This is a genomic window from Thalassococcus sp., assembly GCF_982780845.1.
In genome coordinates, this window is the sequence record NZ_CEYADA010000003.1 from 234,205 (window position 1) to 248,195 (window position 13,991).

At 57.9% G+C, this 13,991-nt stretch carries 15 protein-coding genes; all 15 read right to left on the reverse strand.

Annotation, left to right across the window (positions count from 1 at the left end; translation table 11 throughout):
- Positions 1-5 precede the first annotated feature (5 nt).
- Positions 6-1,556: an NADH-quinone oxidoreductase subunit M gene (locus AC4FIA_RS05225; protein WP_490364974.1), complete on the reverse strand. Its 1,551-nt coding sequence runs from the start codon at positions 1,554-1,556 to the stop codon at positions 6-8.
- Positions 1,556-3,655 carry an NADH-quinone oxidoreductase subunit L gene (gene nuoL, locus AC4FIA_RS05230; protein ID WP_490364975.1) on the reverse strand — a complete coding sequence of 700 codons (2,100 nt, stop codon included), beginning with the start codon at positions 3,653-3,655 and terminating at the stop codon, positions 1,556-1,558. Before nuoL ends, AC4FIA_RS05225 begins: the two co-directional genes overlap by 1 nt.
- Positions 3,656-3,659: 4 nt before the next feature.
- Positions 3,660-3,965: an NADH-quinone oxidoreductase subunit NuoK gene (nuoK, locus tag AC4FIA_RS05235; protein WP_103908640.1), complete on the reverse strand. Its 306-nt coding sequence runs from the start codon at positions 3,963-3,965 to the stop codon at positions 3,660-3,662.
- Positions 3,966-4,099: 134 nt separating this feature from the next.
- Positions 4,100-4,702 carry an NADH-quinone oxidoreductase subunit J gene (locus tag AC4FIA_RS05240; RefSeq protein WP_103908641.1) on the reverse strand — a complete coding sequence of 201 codons (603 nt, stop codon included), beginning with the start codon at positions 4,700-4,702 and terminating at the stop codon, positions 4,100-4,102.
- Positions 4,702-5,106 carry a carboxymuconolactone decarboxylase family protein gene (locus tag AC4FIA_RS05245; RefSeq protein ID WP_103908642.1) on the reverse strand — a complete coding sequence of 135 codons (405 nt, stop codon included), beginning with the start codon at positions 5,104-5,106 and terminating at the stop codon, positions 4,702-4,704. The genes AC4FIA_RS05240 and AC4FIA_RS05245 overlap by 1 nt, the downstream gene beginning before the upstream one ends.
- Positions 5,107-5,230: 124 nt before the next feature.
- Positions 5,231-5,725, reverse strand: a complete 495-nt coding sequence (nuoI, locus tag AC4FIA_RS05250) for an NADH-quinone oxidoreductase subunit NuoI (protein ID WP_103909369.1) — start codon at positions 5,723-5,725, stop codon at positions 5,231-5,233.
- Positions 5,726-5,776: 51 nt separating this feature from the next.
- Positions 5,777-6,814, reverse strand: coding sequence for an NADH-quinone oxidoreductase subunit NuoH (nuoH, locus tag AC4FIA_RS05255; RefSeq protein WP_103908644.1), 1,038 nt, complete (start codon positions 6,812-6,814; stop codon positions 5,777-5,779).
- A gap of 7 nt (positions 6,815-6,821) precedes the next feature.
- Positions 6,822-7,229, reverse strand: coding sequence for a YNQ4 family lipoprotein (locus tag AC4FIA_RS05260; RefSeq protein WP_407703006.1), 408 nt, complete (start codon positions 7,227-7,229; stop codon positions 6,822-6,824).
- A gap of 4 nt (positions 7,230-7,233) precedes the next feature.
- Positions 7,234-9,255 carry an NADH-quinone oxidoreductase subunit NuoG gene (gene nuoG / locus AC4FIA_RS05265; protein WP_490364976.1) on the reverse strand — a complete coding sequence of 674 codons (2,022 nt, stop codon included), beginning with the start codon at positions 9,253-9,255 and terminating at the stop codon, positions 7,234-7,236.
- A gap of 10 nt (positions 9,256-9,265) precedes the next feature.
- Entirely contained in the window at positions 9,266-9,676 is a 411-nt protein-coding gene (locus AC4FIA_RS05270; protein WP_200813145.1) for a DUF5333 domain-containing protein, read from the reverse strand.
- A 127-nt stretch (positions 9,677-9,803) separates the two neighbouring features.
- Entirely contained in the window at positions 9,804-10,127 is a 324-nt protein-coding gene (locus AC4FIA_RS05275; RefSeq protein WP_103908647.1) for a hypothetical protein, read from the reverse strand.
- Between the two features lie 45 nt (positions 10,128-10,172).
- The gene (gene nuoF / locus AC4FIA_RS05280) at positions 10,173-11,462 is read right to left on the reverse strand and encodes an NADH-quinone oxidoreductase subunit NuoF (RefSeq protein WP_490364977.1); all 1,290 of its coding nucleotides are present in this window, start codon (positions 11,460-11,462) and stop codon (positions 10,173-10,175) included.
- Positions 11,463-11,465: 3 nt separating this feature from the next.
- A complete protein-coding gene (locus AC4FIA_RS05285; RefSeq protein ID WP_103908649.1) occupies positions 11,466-11,684 on the reverse strand; it encodes a DUF5337 domain-containing protein in 219 nt (72 codons plus the stop codon).
- A 16-nt stretch (positions 11,685-11,700) separates the two neighbouring features.
- Positions 11,701-12,735, reverse strand: a complete 1,035-nt coding sequence (locus AC4FIA_RS05290; RefSeq protein WP_490364978.1) for a helix-hairpin-helix domain-containing protein — start codon at positions 12,733-12,735, stop codon at positions 11,701-11,703.
- 29 nt (positions 12,736-12,764) lie between these two features.
- Entirely contained in the window at positions 12,765-13,991 is a 1,227-nt protein-coding gene (locus tag AC4FIA_RS05295; RefSeq protein ID WP_490364979.1) for an NADH-quinone oxidoreductase subunit E, read from the reverse strand.

Consider the following 13,991-nt stretch of genomic DNA (forward strand, 5'->3'; position numbering starts at 1 on the left):
GGTCCTCAGTGCGAAGCGTCTGTGGCCACATGCGTCACAGCGGGTGCTGCGGCAACGGCGGTTTCATAGTCAGTGACAAGCGCGGCAACCGACGGTCCGATCCGGTCAAGGATCGGGGCCGGATATACGCCCATCCAGATTGTCATCACGACCAGCGGTGCGAAAATCGCCTTTTCGCGTGTGGTCATGTCAGTGATTGTGCGCAGGCTTTCCTTGATCAGGTCACCCATCACAACGCGGCGATAGAGCCACAGGGCATAGGCCGCCGACAGGATCACACCTGTTGTGGCAACCATCGCGACCCATGTGTTGACCTGGAAGATACCCATCAACGTCAGGAATTCACCGATAAAGCCCGATGTGCCTGGAAGGCCAACGTTTGCCATGGTGAACAGCATGAAGATCAGCGCATAGGCCGGCATCCGGTTTACCAGACCGCCATAGGCGTCAATCTCGCGTGTGTGCATACGGTCGTAGATCACGCCAACGCAAAGGAACAGCGCGCCCGAGATGAAGCCGTGGCTGATCATCTGGAAGATCGCACCGTCGATACCCTGCTGGTTGGCAGCAAAGATACCCATGGTGACATAGCCCATGTGTGCGACCGACGAATACGCGATCAGTTTTTTCATGTCTTCCTGAACCATGGCGACCAGCGATGTGTAAACAATCGCGATAGCCGACATCCAGAACACCAGCGGCGCCAGAAGATCAGACGCAACTGGGAACATCGGCAGCGAGAAGCGCAGGAAGCCATAGCCACCCATCTTCAGCAGGATCGACGCCAGAACAACGGAACCCGCCGTCGGGGCCTGAACGTGCGCGTCAGGCAACCAAGTGTGGACAGGCCACATCGGCATTTTCACCGCGAAGGAGGCAAAGAACGCCAGCCACAGCATCGTTTGCAAACCGCCCACCACATGGACACCCGCAATGTTGAAACCAGCTGCCGAGAAGTTGTGCTGCAGCAGCGTCGGGATGTCTGTTGTGCCAGCATCGGCAAACATCGCAACCATCGCCACCAGCATCAGAACCGAGCCGAGGAAGGTATACAGGAAGAACTTGAACGACGCGTAGATGCGGTTCGCGCCACCCCAGATTCCGATGATCAGGAACATCGGGATCAGGCCGGCTTCGAAGAACAGGTAGAACAGCACCAGATCCAGCGCCATGAACACGCCGAGCATCAGCGTTTCAAGCAGCAGGAAGGCGATCATGTATTCCTTGACGCGTGTCTTCACATCCCAGCTGGCAGCAATGACCAGCGGCATGATGAAGGTTGTCAGCATCACGAACAGAACCGAGATACCGTCGACACCCATCTTGTACTGAAGACCCAGCAACCATTCACCGGTTTCCACCATCTGGAAGTCGGTGTTCGACGGGTCGAACTGGGCAAGGATCAGAAGCGAAACAAGGAACGTCGCAGCCGTCGCGGCCAGCGCGCACCATTTTGCATTGCGCGCCGCTGCTTCGTCGTCACCACGCAGGAAGACCGCCAGAATGACAGCTGCCAGCGCAGGCAGGAAGGTAACAATGGACAGAAGGTTGTACATTATTCCGCTCCTCCTGTGAGCGTCATCCATGTGATCAGAACAGCGATGCCGATCACCATGGCGAATGCGTAAGTAAAGATGTAGCCGGACTGCGCGCGCCCTGCGAGACGTGTGAAGAACGGGATGATGCCCATGGCAACGCCGTTGATCGAACCGTCGATCACCTGACCGTCACCGCGCTTCCACAGGAAGCGGCCAATGGCCATCGCAGGCTTCACGAACACGAAGTCGTAGATTTCGTCGAAGTACCATTTGTTCAGCAGGAACTGGTAGAGCGGACGCTGGCTTTCGGCCAGACGCTTGGGCAGCGCTGGGTTCACAATGTAGAACCAGTAGGCGGTTGCCAGACCGATGATCATCGCGATGAACGGGCTGACCTTGACCCACTTGGGCACTTCATGTGCTTCGGTCAGGACGTGGTTGTCCGGTGCTTGATAGATCGCACCTTCGCCCGGCTGACCGGTAAAGACATAATGATGCTCACCTTCTTCGCCGTGCATGGCTTCTTCGCCATGGTCGTCGTCTGCTTTATGCGCAGCATCGTCTGCACCATGCTCGGTTGCTTCGGCATAAGGCACACCAAAGAACTTGGCGACCGTGTCGGTGTGACCAAAGAAGCTGTTGTACCAGACCATACCCGAGAACACCGCACCCAGCGCCAGAACACCCAGCGGGGCCAGCATGACCATCGGGCTTTCATGCGCGTGCTCATGCGTGTGCTTGTCGCCGCGTGCTTCGCCGAAGAACGTCAGGAAGATCAGGCGCCAGCTGTAGAACGAAGTGAACAGAGCCGCCACAACCAGCATCCAGAAGGCATAGCCACCTGCGGTGCCTGCATACGCGCTTTCGATCACGGCGTCTTTCGACAGGAAGCCCGCGAAACCGATGTGTGTCAGCGGAATACCAACACCGGTGATCGCCAGCGTGCCGATCATCATCGCCCAGAATGTGTAGGGCAGCTTTTTACGCAGACCACCGTAGTTCCGCATGTCCTGTTCGTGGTGCATGCCGTGGATCACGGAACCCGCACCAAGGAACAGCATCGCTTTAAAGAACGCGTGCGTGAACAGGTGGAACATCGCGACCGAGTAAACACCGACACCGGCAGCTACGAACATGTAACCCAGCTGGGAACATGTCGAATAGGCGATGACGCGTTTGATGTCGTTCTGAACCAGACCGACGGTCGCAGCAAAGAAGGCCGTTGTTGCGCCAAGGAATGTTACAAACGACATCGCCTCGGGAGCGAATTCCATCAGGGGCGACATACGGCAAACAAGGAAGACACCCGCAGTAACCATGGTCGCCGCGTGGATCAGGGCCGAAACAGGTGTCGGGCCTTCCATCGCATCCGGGAGCCATGTGTGCAGGATCAACTGAGCCGATTTACCCATCGCACCGATGAACAGCAGGAAGGCCAGCAGGTTTGCGGCGTTCCATTCGGTCCACAGGAAGGTCAGGTTGGTTTCTGCCAGTGCGGGTGCCGCAGCAAAGATGTCGTCAAAGCGGATCGAGTCCACCAAGAAGAACAAGCCGAAGATACCCAGCGCAAAGCCGAAGTCACCGACACGGTTGACGACAAACGCCTTGATCGCAGCCGCGTTTGCGGACGGCTTTTTGTAGTAGAAACCGATCAGCAGGTAGGATGCGACGCCCACGCCTTCCCAGCCGAAGAACATCTGAACAAGGTTGTCCGATGTGACCAGCATAAGCATGGCGAAGGTAAAGAAGGACAGGTACGCAAAGAAGCGCGCTTTGTAGTTCTCGCCCTCTTTGAAGTTGTCGTCATGGGCCATGTAGCCCATCGAATACAGGTGCACCAAGGCCGAGACCGAGGTGATCACGATCAGCATGATCGCAGTCAGACGGTCCAGACGGATCGACCAGTCAGTGGACAGCGTGCCACTTTCGATCCAGCGCAGGATTTGGATCTGTTCGGTTGTGCCGTCGAACGTCAGGAAGACAACCCAAGACAGGATTGCCGCAAGGAACAGAAGGCTGGTGGCGATCCACTGCGCAACAGTTTCGCCGGTAAACTTCCAGCCAAACCCCGCAATGAGCGCGCCCACCAATGGGGCAAATAGGATGAGCGTTTCCATCGGATCAGCCTTTCATCACGTTGACGTCTTCCACGGCGATCGTGCCGCGGTTGCGGAAGAAGCAGACGAGAATGGCAAGGCCAATCGCCGCCTCTGCTGCCGCAACGGTCAGGACAAACAGCGTGAACACCTGCCCAACCAGATCATTCAGGAAGGAAGAGAAGGCGACCAGATTGATGTTTACCGCCAGCAGCATCAATTCGATCGACATCAAAAGAATGATGACGTTCTTCCTGTTCAGGAACAGTCCAAAGATGCCGATGACGAACAATGTCGCCGCGACTGTCAAATAATGTTCAAGTCCGATCATGTCGTCCCTCTGGGCTTACGCCCGCTTCCCAACCGGGCCCTTATTGGTCCCGTTTTCATCAGTACACACCGTGGTTTACCCACGGCACTTTCCCTAGTTTTCGGCCCGCGCGACTTGGCGGGCCAAGGCAAGGATCAGAGACCCTGCCCCGGTTTCACATCGTGCAGTTCCATGGCTGTCGCCGGATCGCGATACATCTGGGCCAGAACATCCTGACGCTTAACGTCCGAACGGTGGCGCAGTGTCAGAACAATCGCACCGATCATCGCAACGAACAGGATCAGACCTGCCAGCTGGAACAGCAGGAAGTAGTCGTCATACAGGATCAGACCCAGCGCTTCTGTGTTATGGCGGCCTTCGGGTGTCGCCTGCGCAACCAGACCTGCTGCGGCCTCGGATGTCTGCCATTCGCCGAACGCGATGGTGAACTGCATCAGGATCACGATGCCGATCAGAAGTGCCAACGGCAGGTAGCGCGACATTTCCGCCTTCAGTTCGGCGAAATCCACATCAAGCATCATCACGACGAACAGGAACAGAACCGCGACCGCGCCAACGTAGACGATAACCAAAAGCATCGCGACGAATTCGGCGCCCAGCAGAACAAACAGACCAGCCGAACTGAGGAATGCGAGGATCAGCCAAAGCACCGAATGAACGGGGTTACGGCTGATGACTGTGAACAGGCCGCCCACAATCGTGCTGATGGCGAACAGATAAAAGGCAAAAACGGTCATTATTCGTCATCCTTGTCGTCAGCCATGACGTCACGCGCCAAATCCATTGCGCGTGTCATAGCGGGTAAGCCGGCAAACATCGACATTTGTGCGATGGTTTCGGCAATTTCTTCTTTTGTGGCTCCGGCCTCGAGCGCGTGGCGCACGGTTAGCCGGATTTGCGCATCAGCCTGCGCACCCTGCATGGTCAGACCGGCCAGCGTCAGCAAAAGACGTGTCTTTGCATCCAGCCCGTCCTTGGAGATGCCTTTGCCAAAGGCCATCTCCATGATTTCCTTGGGCATGGTCGGCCATAGCTTTTCAAACCCCGAGGGGCTGAAGTTTTCCAGCGCCGGATTGAACGCTTTCGCCATTTCCTGCGCTTGCGCCATCATCAGCTCGAACGGGGTCTTGCCAGTGTTCATGCTGCCGTCTCCGAAGTGAATGATTTGCCGGACGTCTGTACCGCCCCCACAACGCCGCGCGCTGTCACTACAAATGTGACCGCGTCAAAGCCCTTGAAGGGGGTGTTATCCGACAGCGCATGGATCATCGGTAAGGCGCATCCAGTTCCAGATTGCGAGCGATTTCAGCTTCCCAACGTTCGCCGTTCGAAAGCAGCTTTTCTTTATCGTAGTAAAGCTCTTCGCGGGTCTCGGTCGAGAATTCGAAGTTCGGGCCTTCGACAATCGCATCCACAGGGCAGGCTTCCTGACAGAAACCACAGTAGATGCATTTGGTCATATCGATGTCATAGCGCGTGGTGCGGCGGCTGCCGTCTTCGCGGGGTTCCGCGTCGATGGTGATCGCCTGTGCAGGGCAGATCGCTTCGCACAGTTTGCAAGCAATGCAGCGCTCTTCCCCGTTGGGATAGCGGCGCAGCGCGTGCTCACCGCGGAAACGCGGGGACAGCGGGCCCTTTTCGTGAGGATAGTTCACGGTGGCCTTGGGCGCGAAGAAGTACTTCAGGCCCAGTTTCATGCCCTGCCAGAAATCCTGCAGCAGGAAATACTTGGCCGCGCGGGTGTAATCGATCTGTGTCATCTCAAACCCTCCGGGTTCGTTATCAGTCATGCGCCCGAAAGCGCGCTATCCTCAGGCGCCTGTGGTCCAGCGGGCGAATAGGCCCCAGAACCAGCCGAACTTGGCGGCAAAGGCGACAAACACAACCCAACCAAGGCTGAGCGGCAGGAACACTTTCCAACCGATGCGCATCAGCTGGTCATAGCGGTAGCGCGGTGTGATTGCCTTCACCATGGCGAAGAGGAAGAAGAAGAAGCCCATCTTGGCAACCATCCACAGCGCACCATCCGGAATACCCGGGATCGGGGACAGCCAGCCGCCGAAGAACAGCAGCGTTGTCAGGGCACACATCAGGAAGATCGCGATGTATTCACCAGCCATGAACAGCAGGAATGGGGTCGAGCTGTATTCAACCTGGTAGCCCGCAACCAGTTCGGATTCCGCTTCGGGAAGGTCGAACGGCGGACGGTTGGTTTCTGCCAGCGCCGAGATGAAGAACAGGAACACCATCGGGAAGTGCGGCAGCCAGTACCAGTTGAAGAAGCCATAGGATCCGTCCTGCGCGCGAACGATGTCACCGAAGTTCATCGAACCGGTCGAGATGATCACGCCGATGATGATCAGGCCCAGCGATACTTCGTAGGAAATCATCTGAGCGGCGGACCGGAGCGAACCGAGGAACGGGTATTTCGAGTTCGATGCCCAGCCGCCCATGATCACGCCGTATACCTCAAGCGAGGACACCGCGAAGACGAACAGTACCGCCACGTTGATGTTCGACAGAACCCATGTGTCCGTGAAGGGGATCACCGACCATGCGATCATCGCCAGAACAAAGCTGATCATCGGGGCCAGCATAAAGACCGTGCGGTCCGCGCCGGCGGGGATAACCACCTCTTTCACGACATATTTCAGGGCGTCAGCCACTGTTTGAAGCAGACCGAAGACGCCAACGACGTTCGGGCCACGACGCATCTGGACAGCCGCCCAGATCTTACGGTCGCCGTACACAAGGAACAGCAAGCTGATCATCACAAAGCTCAGGACTGCGAGGCACTGCGCCACGATCAGAAGGGCGGTTCCGCCGGGAGTGGTCAGAAATTCAGACATCGGGTCCTCACACCATCGGTATTCCATTGTCCGCGCAGTTGAAGGCGGTGACTTCGGCATCGATCGTCTTCAGCCCGCGCGGGAGGGCTGGCGAGATGGTGTAAACCGCATCTGCGCGCCAGAGGCCACCCTCTTCGGTGACATTTGTGCGTAAATGCCGTGCGAAACCGTAGCCTCGTATCAGCGTATACTGCGCCGCAGCGCATTCTGCATAGTTCTCAACATCGATCGAGTCACGCGCACCGCGCATCTCGACCAGAAACGACACCAGATCACCGTCCAGAAGACGTGTCTCGACCCCGTTATACACGGGATTGAACGGCAACGAATCCCTGTCGACTGTCTCGACAGGCTCGCATCCGGCCAATGCCCCCGCGACAACCGCGAGAGAGAGTGATGTGGTGTCGAACCGCATCATATTACTCCGCGGCGATCTGTGTCTCTTTGCGCGCTTTCGCGTTGGCAGAGAGTTCCGCCATCAGCTGCGACGCACGTGCAATCGGGTTGGTCAGGTAGAAATCTGCGACCGCTGCGCCAAAGGCGCCCTGCCCCAGCTTGCCAGCGTCTTCCAACTTCCATTCGTTTTCAGGAACGTCGTCCACCTTGGCCAGATGCGGAACCGCCGCGACCAGCGCCTGACGCAGCTGCGCAAGGCTGTCGAACGGCAGCGTTTTGCCCGCTTCGGCAGACAGCGCACGCAGGATGGCCCAGTTTTCCTTGGCCTCACCCGGTGCGAAACCGGCGCGGAACGCCAGTTGCGGGCGACCTTCGGTGTTTACGAACAGACCGTTTTCTTCAGTGTAAGCAGCACCCGGCAGGATCACGTCAGCGCGGTGTGCACCGCGGTCGCCGTGGCTGCCTTGGTAGATAACAAACGGACCTTTGGCGATTTCGATTTCGTCTGCGCCAAGGTTGTAGACCACATCGGCACCGTCCATCGCGGCTTCGATGCCGCCTTCGGTGACTGCACCGATGTCCATCGCGCCCACACGGCCAGCGGCTGTGTGTAGTACCATGAACTTGGAGTTCGTCGCATCTGCCAACTTCATCGCGGCAGCCAGAACGGCAGCGCCGTCTTCGCCACGCAGGGCGGCCTGACCGATGATGATTACGGAAGGTGCGTCTTTGACCGCGCCGAACTCTTTGTTCAGCAGGCCTTCTAGCGCTGCGCGGTCGGTGCCGACGTGCGCATATTCGTATGTCAAATCAACGGCTTCGCCAACCAGACCGACGTTCGCACCAGCGGCCCATGCCTTACGGATGCGGGCGTTCAGAACCGGAGCTTCTGTACGGGGATCGGTGCCGATCAGCTGAATGAACTTGGCGCTGTCGATATCTTCGATGGACGCGGTGCCAACATAGCCCGAACGGTTGTCAGCAGGCAGCTTCGCGCCGTCTGTACGGCATTCAATTGCACCGCCAAATTCGGAAACCAGAGTTTTCAGGGCGAATGCGGCCTCGGTCGACACCAGATCGCCAACCAGACCGGCAACTTTCGTGGCCGACGCCAGCTTTTCTGCTGCCAGCGACAGGGCCTCGGGCCATGTTGCGGGGCGCAGTTTGCCGTTTTCGCGGATGTACGGGCGATCCAGGCGCTGGCGACGCAGGCCGTCCCAGACGAAACGGGTTTTGTCCGAAATCCATTCTTCGTTCACGCCGTCGTTGTTACGCGGCAGGAAGCGCATGACTTCGCGGCCTTTGGTATCCACGCGGATCGCAGAGCCCAGAGCATCCATCACATCGATGGATTCTGTTTTCGTCAGTTCCCAAGGACGCGCAGTGAAGGCGTAGGGCTTGGATACCAGCGCACCAACCGGACACAGGTCGATGATGTTGCCCTGCATGTTGGAATCAAGCGTTTGGCCCAGATAGGACGTGATCTCGGCGTCTTCGCCGCGACCTGTTTGGCCCATCTGCGTGATACCGGCGACTTCGGTCGTGAAACGGACACAACGTGTGCAGGAAATGCAGCGCGTCATGTGGGTTTCGACCAGCGGACCCAGATCCAGATCGGCATTGGCGCGCTTCGGTTCACGATAGCGGCTGAAATCAACGCCATAGGCCATAGCCTGATCCTGCAGGTCGCATTCGCCACCCTGGTCACAGATCGGGCAATCCAACGGGTGGTTGATCAGCAGGAATTCCATGACGCCTTCACGCGCCTTTTTCACCATGGGCGAGTTCGTGCGGACCTGCGGCGGCTGGCCTTCGGGGCCAGGACGCAGATCACGCACCTGCATGGCACAGGAGGCCGCCGGCTTGGGCGGGCCGCCTACAACCTCAACAAGGCACATCCGGCAGTTACCGGCGATCGACAGACGTTCGTGATAGCAAAAACGCGGGATTTCGATACCGGCCACTTCACAGGCCTGAATCAGCGTCATCGCGCCATCAACTTCGATTTCATTGCCGTCGATGATTACCTTGCGGAGGTCTGACATCTGTCTCGTCTCACCTTGCTTTAAGAAGAACGCCGATTTGGCTGCCCTTCGCTATTTCTTGTTTGCCAAAGGTGCAATAGGCGGCGTCGTTCTTTCGATCCACACCACGTTCGGCGAGGTATTCTTCACCGCGTGCACGCATTCTTTTCTGTTCGTCTTTCGACCCCGTGTACGCCTTGATTTCCTCGTCAGAGTAACCCAGCGAACGGGCTTTGCTTTTCAGTCCCTGGATATGCGTCAGGGCCTTGATCATACGGGCGTCGATGTCATCGCAGTTTTTGCGAAGATCATCCGCAATCGCGACCATCAACAGAGCATCGTCAATCTCGGGCACATCGCGCAGCGGCGGTTTCGCCACGGCGGACGTCGCCATGAAAGTCGCGGTCAGAGCCAGTGCGATCGATGTTTTTACCGGTGTCATGTCATCTCTCCTAAACAAGACAAAGCACCCCGCAGAAACGCAGGGGCATCGCCCGAGAGATGGGGATTGTGGCCATTGCTATGCAATAACCACGGCGATTTCCCGCCTGTATGTGCGGTGAAACCGATCATTCCTGACATGTCCCCCGCAGAACGATCCGGTCGCCATCACGCGGCAGCTGATCAACAGGGGTTTCCGGATCGAAGGCGAACTCGATGTCGGATGTGCCGTAGTATTTGATGCAGTGCTTGGTCGCCTCGTAGAAAGCGGCCGCTGCGGCACCTTCGATGCCACGGCTGATCGGGCCAGCGGTGGCAACAAAGTTCTGGCGTTCCTTACGCGGAGCTTTGGCCGAGGCGCGATAGTATTCGCCCTCGAACTGGGTGCGGCTGCCCTTGCCGCAGGACGCCAACATGGCCAGTGCGGCCAAAATCAGAACTGTCTTACCCATTCCTGTCACTCCGCTGTGCCGACACTGACGCGCCGGACGGTGGTGTTATTCAGCCGCGATACGACCGGCGCGCTGGTCTTTGATGCGATCTTCGATCTCGTCCCGGAAGTTCCGGATCAGACCCTGGATCGGCCATGCTGCCGCGTCACCCAAGGCACAGATTGTGTGGCCTTCGACCTGCTTGGTCACGTCCAGCAACATGTCGATTTCTTCGACCTCTGCCTGACCTTTCACAAGACGATCCATCACGCGCATCATCCAGCCTGTGCCTTCACGGCACGGCGTACACTGACCGCAGCTTTCGTGCTTGTAGAACTTGGACAGACGCCAGATCGCTTTGATGATGTCTGTGGACTGATCCATGACGATCACAGCTGCGGTCCCCAGACCGGACTGCAGATCATTGCGCAGATAGTCAAAATCCATGATCGCTTCGCGCATGTTTTCACCGCGCACACAAGGAACCGACGAACCGCCCGGAATAACCGCTTTCAGGTTATCCCAACCGCCACGGATACCGCCGCAGTGCTTTTCGATCAGTTCTTCGAAAGAAATCGACATCGCCTCTTCGACAACGCAGGGGTTGTTCACGTGGCCCGAGATTGCAAACAGCTTGGTGCCTGCGTTGTTCGGACGACCGAAGGACGAGAACCAGTCACCGCCACGACGCAGGATCGTCGGGACAACGGCGATGGATTCAACGTTGTTCACAGTTGTCGGGCAGCCATAAAGACCCGCACCCGCCGGGAACGGCGGCTTCATGCGGGGCATGCCCTTTTTGCCTTCAAGGCTTTCCAGCAGCGCGGTTTCTTCACCGCAGATATATGCGCCCGCGCCGTGGTGGACGAAGATATCAAAGTCCCAACCGGAACCGGCAGCATTCTTACCAACCAGACCAGCATCATAGGCCTCGTCGATCGCGTTCTGCAGCGCTTCGCGTTCACGGATGTATTCGCCACGGATGTAGATGTAGCAGACGTTCGCATTCATCGCGAAGGACGCGATCAGGCAGCCTTCGATCAGCGTGTGCGGATCGTGGCGCATGATTTCGCGGTCTTTACATGTACCGGGCTCGGATTCGTCAGCGTTGACCACAAGATAAGACGGACGACCGTCGCTTTCCTTGGGCATGAAGGACCATTTCAGGCCGGTGGGGAAGCCCGCACCACCGCGACCACGCAGACCGGATTTCTTCATCTCGTCCACGATCCAGTCGCGGCCTTTCTTGATGATGTTCGCGGTGCCATCCCAATGGCCGCGCGCCTGCGCACCTTTCAGGGTGCGGTCATGCATCCCGTAGATGTTGGTAAAGATGCGATCCTGATCCTGCAGCATTGCCTAGTCCTTGTCCTTCTGGCGGGACCGCCAGAGTTGGTAGATCATCCAAAGTGCCCATCCGAAACCAGCCAGCACGGCCAGATCGAACAATGCGCGGGTGCGCTGGCTCCAGTCCAACGCACCCCCAAGAGCGGTGATCGCGATCCAGAAGATGCCCAATCCGGCAACGACCAGCGCAAGAATGCGCCCTTGTCGTACTGTAGGATCGGTTTTCGTCATCGCGATTTAAGCCCCTTTATTTGTACGTGCCGTCTTTCGACGCGCGCTTGGAGAACTCGGTCTCTTCGCCCGCAGCCAAAAGTTTGGCCTGTTCGACCCAAGCGTCGCGCGTCGCGCGGCCCTTGAAGCCTTTGAGGTTCTGGTCAACCCATGCGACCTCGGCGTCTTTCCACGCCGCGACCTGATCGTAGTGGTAGAAGCCCAGCGAATGCAGCATCTCTTCCAGCTTGGGGCCAACGCCTTTGATCATTTTCAGATCGTCTGCGCCGCCTGCACGGGGTTTTTTGAGCGCCGCAGGCTTGGTGCCAGCGTCGGTTGCCGCCGCCGCAGGTGCAGCCTCGGGTGCTGCCGCCTTCTTGGCCGGTGCTTTCTTGGCCGCAGGCTTCTTTTCAGCCGCCTTCTTTGCAGGTGCCTTCTTAGCCGCTGGCTTTTTCGCCGGTGCCTTTTCTTTGGCGGGGGCTTCGTATTTCCACTCGCCCTTACGGCTGGCCAGCTCTTCCTCACCTGCAAGCGTGGTGTTCGACTTCACCGGTGTCGCGGCGGGGGCCGCAGCGGTGGATGTCGATACCGACGCAGCAGACGCTTCGGCAGCAGCAGGTTCGGCAGCTGCGCTTGCAGCAGGTGCTTCCGCGTCTGCCGATGCAGATGCGTCGCTTGCAGCATCGCCTTCGTATTTCCAGTCGCCCTTGCGGCTCGCAAGTTCATCTTCACCAGCCAGCGTGGTCTTCGACTTTACAGCGCCAGAGGTCTCTGTGCTGGCGGGTGTCGCCGCCGCAGGTGTCGCAGCAGCAGCGCCAGACGCGGCAGCGGCCGCCGGTGCAGATGTGGAAGATGTCGCGGTTGTTGTCGAAGTGGCGGCGTCATTGCTTGCGCAGAACAGCCAGTTGAACAGCAGCCCCGAAAGAACAAAAACCAACAGCCCCAAGAACAAAGCGGCAAATAAGCTGAAACCACTCATGATCGTCAAAATCACAAAGGTGATCAGACCGATGCCAGCGGCAAGTGCCCAGCATCCCGTCGAGCAACTCATGCCATTCTTCGGTTCACCCATTTTTTAACTCCCTGTCCGTATTCTTAAAGTTACGTGTCGTACACGTTGCCCTTTTTAACACGGGAAGAGAACTCCGTCTCGCCTCCGGACGCCAACAGCTTGGCTTGCTCGACCCATTCGTCACGGGTCACGCGGCCTTTGAAACCTTCAAGATTTTGGTCAACCCAGCGAATTTCTTCGCCAGTCCATGCCGCAACCTGATCGAAGTGATAGAAACCCATTGAATTCAATAGGCTTTCAAGCTTCGGACCAACGCCTTTGATCTGTTTCAGATCGTCGGCCTTGCCGTCGCGCGCAGCCGTCAGCGTTTGTGGCTTTGTACCTTCGTCGGATACGGCCTCTGCGGCTTTTGGTGCTGTTTCGGCCACAGTTTTGGCCTTCGCAGCAGGTTTTGCCGCCTTTTCAGTCGTTGTTTTGGGTTTCGCCTTGGATTTGGCATTCGCCTCGCGCTTGTCGACACCAGTGTCGTCAGCGGGCTTACCTTTGGACACAGCGGGCTTTTTGCCAGCAGCAGAATCAGACTTCACAACGGGGCCGGATGCGCCGCCGCGCTGATCGTTCCACGGCGCGGACAGGGGTACTTCGGTGCCGTCGATACGCTTGATCGAGTCACCGATGTCTGTCGCCAGCGTTGCCGAGGCGTTGTATTTATAACCTGCGTTGTCGCCTGTCAGCGACGTCAGACCAGCCTTGGGCTCGGATGTGAAACGGCCATTCTGCGGGCCCGGCGTCGGAACCTTGCCTGCTGCCATTTCGTCAATCATCTCGGCCAGACGCTCGGCCGTCAGGTCTTCGTAGTAATCTTTGCCGATCTGCGCCATCGGAGCGTTCGCACAGGCACCAAGGCATTCAACCTCTTCCCACGAGAACTTGCCATCTTCGGACAGCTGGTGCGGCTTGGCGGCGATCTTTTCCTTACAGACAGCAACCAGATCTTCCGCGCCACAGATCATGCAGGACGTTGTGCCGCAAATCTGGAAGTGCGCCACGCTGCCAACCGGCTGCAGTTGGAACATGAAGTAGAACGTCGCAACCTCGAGCGCACGCATGTAGGCCATGTCCAACATCGCTGCCACATGTTCGATTGCGGCACGAGTAAGCCAGCCTTCTTGTTCCTGAGCACGCCACAGCAGTGGAATGATCGCAGATGCCTGACGACCCGCAGGGTATTTGGTGATCTGCGCTTCTGCCCAAGCTTGGTTGGCCGGAGTGAAGGCAAAGCTTGCCGGTTGTTCAGGGTGAAGACGTCTCAGCAT

Excerpts from the sequence above, each read along its gene's own strand:
- AC4FIA_RS05225 (WP_490364974.1), bottom strand. The coding sequence starts at position 1,556 with ATGTACAACCTTCTGTCCATTGTTACCTTCCTGCCTGCGCTGGCAGCT.
- nuoL (WP_490364975.1), bottom strand. The coding sequence starts at position 3,655 with ATGGAAACGCTCATCCTATTTGCCCCATTGGTGGGCGCGCTCATTGCG.
- nuoK (WP_103908640.1), bottom strand. The coding sequence starts at position 3,965 with ATGATCGGACTTGAACATTATTTGACAGTCGCGGCGACATTGTTCGTC.
- AC4FIA_RS05240 (WP_103908641.1), bottom strand. The coding sequence starts at position 4,702 with ATGACCGTTTTTGCCTTTTATCTGTTCGCCATCAGCACGATTGTGGGC.
- AC4FIA_RS05245 (WP_103908642.1), bottom strand. The coding sequence starts at position 5,106 with ATGAACACTGGCAAGACCCCGTTCGAGCTGATGATGGCGCAAGCGCAG.
- nuoI (WP_103909369.1), bottom strand. The coding sequence starts at position 5,725 with ATGACACAGATCGATTACACCCGCGCGGCCAAGTATTTCCTGCTGCAG.
- nuoH (WP_103908644.1), bottom strand. The coding sequence starts at position 6,814 with ATGTCTGAATTTCTGACCACTCCCGGCGGAACCGCCCTTCTGATCGTG.
- AC4FIA_RS05260 (WP_407703006.1), bottom strand. The coding sequence starts at position 7,229 with ATGCGGTTCGACACCACATCACTCTCTCTCGCGGTTGTCGCGGGGGCA.
- nuoG (WP_490364976.1), bottom strand. The coding sequence starts at position 9,255 with ATGTCAGACCTCCGCAAGGTAATCATCGACGGCAATGAAATCGAAGTT.
- AC4FIA_RS05270 (WP_200813145.1), bottom strand. The coding sequence starts at position 9,676 with ATGACACCGGTAAAAACATCGATCGCACTGGCTCTGACCGCGACTTTC.
- AC4FIA_RS05275 (WP_103908647.1), bottom strand. The coding sequence starts at position 10,127 with ATGGGTAAGACAGTTCTGATTTTGGCCGCACTGGCCATGTTGGCGTCC.
- nuoF (WP_490364977.1), bottom strand. The coding sequence starts at position 11,462 with ATGCTGCAGGATCAGGATCGCATCTTTACCAACATCTACGGGATGCAT.
- AC4FIA_RS05285 (WP_103908649.1), bottom strand. The coding sequence starts at position 11,684 with ATGACGAAAACCGATCCTACAGTACGACAAGGGCGCATTCTTGCGCTG.
- AC4FIA_RS05290 (WP_490364978.1), bottom strand. The coding sequence starts at position 12,735 with ATGGGTGAACCGAAGAATGGCATGAGTTGCTCGACGGGATGCTGGGCA.
- AC4FIA_RS05295 (WP_490364979.1), bottom strand. The coding sequence starts at position 13,991 with ATGCTGAGACGTCTTCACCCTGAACAACCGGCAAGCTTTGCCTTCACT.